This is a genomic window from Marinobacter sp. (assembly GCF_052091845.1).
GTDB lineage: Bacteria > Pseudomonadota > Gammaproteobacteria > Pseudomonadales > Oleiphilaceae > Marinobacter.
On sequence record NZ_JBQDCO010000086.1, the window covers coordinates 1 to 5,157 of the forward strand.

General features: G+C 54.8%; 4 protein-coding genes. All 4 read right to left on the reverse strand.

Annotated features, from left to right (window positions below; translation table 11 throughout):
• Positions 1–46: 46 nt before the first annotated feature.
• Positions 47–286, reverse strand: coding sequence for a wax ester/triacylglycerol synthase domain-containing protein (locus tag ACTHYN_RS16085; protein WP_441813416.1), 240 nt, complete (start codon positions 284–286; stop codon positions 47–49).
• A 114-nt stretch (positions 287–400) separates the two neighbouring features.
• A complete protein-coding gene (nirD, locus tag ACTHYN_RS16090; RefSeq protein WP_441813417.1) occupies positions 401–769 on the reverse strand; it encodes a nitrite reductase small subunit NirD in 369 nt (122 codons plus the stop codon).
• A gap of 168 nt (positions 770–937) precedes the next feature.
• Entirely contained in the window at positions 938–3,445 is a 2,508-nt protein-coding gene (nirB, locus tag ACTHYN_RS16095) for a nitrite reductase large subunit NirB (RefSeq protein ID WP_441813418.1), read from the reverse strand.
• A gap of 28 nt (positions 3,446–3,473) precedes the next feature.
• Positions 3,474–4,706, reverse strand: coding sequence for an NAD(P)/FAD-dependent oxidoreductase (locus tag ACTHYN_RS16100; protein ID WP_441813419.1), 1,233 nt, complete (start codon positions 4,704–4,706; stop codon positions 3,474–3,476).
• Positions 4,707–5,157: the final 451 nt, after the last annotated feature.

The window sequence follows — 5,157 nt, forward strand, 5'->3', positions numbered from 1 at the left end:
GCTTTCTGCCTTGGCCTGCGACGCTTGTTGGGACACTATGAGAAATTCAGGCTAGGTCGAGATGATCATCATGAACCCACACAGGTTGCGCCAAGCGGCTGTCCAACCGCTGATTGAACGGCGCGGTTACTTCCGTATCGTTTCGAAGCTGCTCGGCGAGCTTGGACACGTAGTCGTCAGGTGCATCTTCTGGAAATGAAAAAATCTGCAGCCCGCCTACGTGCATGGGTTGCTGGCGCTTCTCAAGCCAGAGAAAAAGCTGGTCGGTAGGGCTCAGAGGCTTCACGGGCGGGCTCCTTTTTATGATTGTTTAACTGATCTTACATCAGGTCGCCCGCGAGTGATTGGCCTTTGGTAGCTTCCGCCCCGTCAATATCGGTTGATTGAACCTCCCTCAGGGTTAGGCTGCCACAGCCTCTTGCTGTGTTTCTCTTGTTCCCAAAAGGATCCGATTTCCATCGAGAAGCACAGAGTAGGTTTTGACCCTAACCGATTCATCTTCCAAACAGACACCGGTTTTCAGGTTGAAGTGTTGTTTGTATAACGGAGAGGCGACGATTGGTTCTCCCCCTAAATCCCCAGTGATGCCGCGAGCCAGAACATTCGCGCCGCTGAACGGATCTTTATGGCTGATGGCAACGAGTGCTGGTAGCCGGTGCGGCAGGTAAAACACGGCCACCGGACCCTCTTCCGTCCAGACCGCAATTCCCGACTCCGGCACCAGATCATCAACGGTACAAATGGTGTTCCAAAAGGTACGAGTTTTCATCTGTATTCTCCTTAGCTTTCCGTCTTCAGTTTTTCGATATTCGCGAGTTCGGTGAGCGAGGGGTGCGGGGTACTTTTCCGCCGGGAAAAAGATGTCTGAGCGCAGCGAGTTATTTTTCCCAGAGGAAAAGTACCCCGTGCCCCTTGCGCCATCCCAGAATCCGGAAGGCTACACAGACTCCAAAACAGGCCGTCTCTGTCCCCGCTCAGTCGTCCACTGCTGCACAGGATCTTTCTGCTCTGGCAGGTTCACAAACTCACGGAACCGCTTGCGCTTCTCAGGATCTTCTACAGCCGTTTTCCACTCACACTGGTACGTATCTGCAATGCTGTTCATGTGCTCCTCAAGCTCGGCACAAATACTCAGGCTATCCTCAAGCACCACCTGTTTCAGATAATCCAGACCGCCCTCTAGATTCTCCATCCAGACACTCGTGCGCTGCAGCCGGTCGGCCGTGCGCACATAGAACATCACCACCCGATCAATGGTTCGGATCAGCTCCTCGTCAGATAGATCGGTTGCAAACAAATCGGCGTGGCGTGGGCGCATGCCGCCATTACCGCAGACATACAGGTTCCACCCATTCTCAGTGGCGATCACGCCAAAATCCTTACTCTGAGCCTCGGCGCACTCTCGCGTGCAGCCAGACACAGCCATTTTTACCTTATGCGGCGCCCGCAGACCCTTGTAGCGATTCTCCAGAACGATCGCCATGCCCACACTGTCCTGCACGCCATAGCGGCACCAGGTATTGCCAACGCAGGACTTAACCGTGCGCAGGGACTTTCCGTAGGCATGACCGGTCTCGAAACCGGCGGCAATGAGCTTCTCCCAGATCTCTGGCAGTTCGCTCAGCGTAGCGCCAAACAGATCAACCCTCTGACCGCCCGTGATCTTGGTGTAGAGGTCGTACTCTTTGGCTACTTCGCCCAGCACAATCAGCTTGTCGGGCGTAATCTCACCGCCGGGAATGCGCGGCACAATGGAATAGGTGCCGTTCTTCTGCATATTGGCCATGAAGGTGTCGTTGGTGTCCTGAAGTGGCACGTGATCGGTGGCCAGAATGTGTTCGTTCCAGCAGGTCGCCAGAATTGAGCCGACGGCCGGCTTGCAGATATCACAGCCCTGCCCCTTACCGTGCTGGCTAATCAGGGTGCGGAAGGTGCGGATGCCGTTGACTTTGACCAAGTGAAACAATTCCTGACGGCTGTACGGGAAGTGCTCGCACAAGTCTTTGTTGACCGCCACACCGCGTTTTTCCAACTCGTTATCAACCAGGTTTTTGAGTAGCGAGGTACAGCCGCCGCAACCGGTGCTGGCTTTGGTTTCGGCTTTGACGCTGGGGAGGTCAACGCAGCCAGCATCAATCGCGCAGCAAATATCGCCCTTAGTGACATTGTGGCAAGAACAAATGGATGCGGTTTCAGGAAGCGCATCGGGGCCCAGTGCCGGGGCTCCGCCTTGATTCTCCGGCAGTATCAGGGTCTCGGGATTGTGTGGCAGTGTTATGCCGTTCAGGGCGTACTGCAGAAGACTATCGTAGTGGCTGTTATCGCCCACAAGAATGGCACCTAGCAGCGTTTTGCCATCTTCGCTGACCACCATGCGGCGATAGTGGCCGGCCTGCTCATCGTTAAAGCGTATGTTGCGGGCACCGGGTGTCTGGCCGTGGGCGTCGCCAATGGAGCCTACATCCACTCCCAGCAGCTTTAGCTTGGTGCTCATGTCGGCGCCGGTAAAGGCGGCATCACGATCGCCGTTCAGAACCGCCGCCAAGGTGCGGGCCATGGTATAGCCGGGAGCGACCAAGCCGAAGATCTTCTGGTTCCAGAGCGCACACTCGCCAATGGCATGAATGTGTGGGTCCGACGTGGTGCACTGATCATTGACGACGATGCCGCCACGTTCACCGACACTCAGCCCACTTGCTCGCGCGAGTGTATCCTGCGGGCGAATACCGGCTGAAAAGACGATCAGGTCGGTTTCCAGGTGACTGTCATCGCCGAAGTTCATGCGAATGCGAGCATTTTCGCCTTCCACGATAGAGGTGGTGGCTTTTTCGGTATGCACTTGAACGCCCAGTTCTTCAATTTTGTGACGCAGCAGCGCTCCGCCATCGGTATCCAATTGCACTGGCATTAGGCGAGGTGCGAACTCTACTACGTGGGCCTGCAGGCCAAGACTCTTGAGGGCATTGGCGGCTTCCAAGCCAAGTAGACCGCCACCCACAACTACCCCAGACTTGCCTTTCTGGGCGCTGTGGCGAATGGCGTCAAGGTCTTCCAGCGTCCGGTATACGAAACAGTGAGGATGCTCCCGGCCCTCAATCGGCGGTACGAAAGGGAAGGAGCCGGTTGCCAGCACCAGTTCGTCATAGCCATAGTCGCCCTTCGGCGTGGTGACATTACGCTGATCAGGGTTCAAGGCCGTTACCTGTTCATGCAACCGTAGCTGAATACCGTGTTCTGAGTACCAGTCTGCGGTGCCCATCGCGAGATCTGAGTGCGTTGAGCCGGTGAAGTATTCCGACAAATGAACGCGATCGTAGGCTCGCTGCTTTTCTTCACCGAAGACCAGAATGTCATAGCCCGACGCAGCCGGGCTGGCAACGAACTGCTCTAGAAAGTGATGGCCTACCATGCCGTTGCCAATCACGATTAGGGTTTTATTGCTCATGGTGATGTCCTCTTTCATGGGCAGCGGTTCAAGCTGCTGCTTCGCAATACGGTTTGCCAAAGGGCAATTGGGCTCGAAACGATTGAATGTCGACGTTGTCGTTAATCAACGCCTGGTACCAAGGACCCTGGCTGGTATTCCCCATTAGAATGGCGCCGACCAGCCGGTTGTCGCGAACCAGAAGGTGGTTGTAGCCGCCGGTTGTAATGTCTTGCGAGATCAGGGATTCGGTATGCTCATCGGGTGCCTGAAGCCCACAGGAAAAAACAGGTATGCCGCCAATTTTGAGCCGGGTGGCGGTTTCAGATGGCTGGTAGGCCGCGCCCTTGGTTGTTCCTGCAAGCACGCACGCCAGAGTTTTCGCCTGCTGATAACCCGGCTCCACAAGCCCAAAAGTTTCGCCATTGAACTCACAGCACTCGCCCAGGGCGAATATGTGTGGATTGCTGGTTTGCAATTGCGAGTTGACTTGAATGCCCCGCCCACACGCCAGTCCGGCGTTTTGCGCCAGTTCACGGTTGGGTGTAATGCCGGTGGCGATGACAATTAGATCCGTAGTAATCAGCGTCTGGTCATTCAGTTGAATGGCGCGGACGCTCTCTTGCCCCAGCACTTGGATTGGTGACGTTGATGTCAGAATTTTGAGACCGCGACCGGTCAGTGCGTCAGATAGAAGCTTGCCACTTTCTGGGTCTAGCTGCCGATTCAAGAGGTGGCCGCTTCGATGCAGTAGGGTGACATCCATGCCACGGCGCAGAAGCCCTTCCGCCGCTTCAAGCCCCAGAAAACCGCCGCCGACTACGACTGCCCGCTGCTGACTTTGGCTCAACTCAATTAGGGCGCGGGTGTCGTTGAGATCCCGAAAGTTCATAACGCCGTTTAGCTCTTCCCCGGGAATCCCTAAGCGGGCTGGGCTAGCACCGGTTGCGATAACCAGCGTGCTATAGCTGTACACTTTGCCAGTGCTTGTGGTCACCGTACTGTTGTGGGGTGCTATTGCACGAACCGCTTCACTTTGATGAACCTGAATACCGTGGCGGGCAAACCAAGCGTCCGGCTTCAGGGGCAGGCTTTCTTCATCGGTTTCTCCACTGAGCAGAGCTGAAAGCTGAACTCGGTTGTATGCCGCAGCTGTTTCACCGTTAAACACAATGATGTTCCGGTAGGGTATTGATGCTTTGTTCACCAACTCTTCAAGGAATCGCTGCGCTACCATTCCGTGGCCACAGACGATCAATGTGTCTTTCGTTCTTTGGATCATCTTTGCACCTCCACCCCGTTTAGAACCAAAAAAGCCGGAGCATCTCGTCCGTTAAAGGAGTTGATGGTCCGGCGCCAATGCCAATATCAGTGATCTGGTACCCAGCCGAATTCGTGGCTGGGAAGGTTAGTCTTGAATTGTATAAAGCTATGTTCGTGCCAATTCTAAAATCTTTTTAAAATCAGATATTTGTTGTTGATGGCGCGCGTGCTGCTTAGGTGTACGGCTTTTTTTGCACTTTGGCGGTGCAGGTTGCACGACTTTGATGCTTTTTTTGCTGGCGCGGTAATTGCTGGACTCACCGGTAACACAAGAGTGAGGCAACATCCGGAGCTTTGAAATGGACCACAGTAAACATCAAGGTAATTCTGCCCACCCCTCGGCTGAGGAGTATTTTGTAGTGGCATAGTTAATTTGGCCAGCTGGTTTTGAGTGTATGATCACTCCGAGA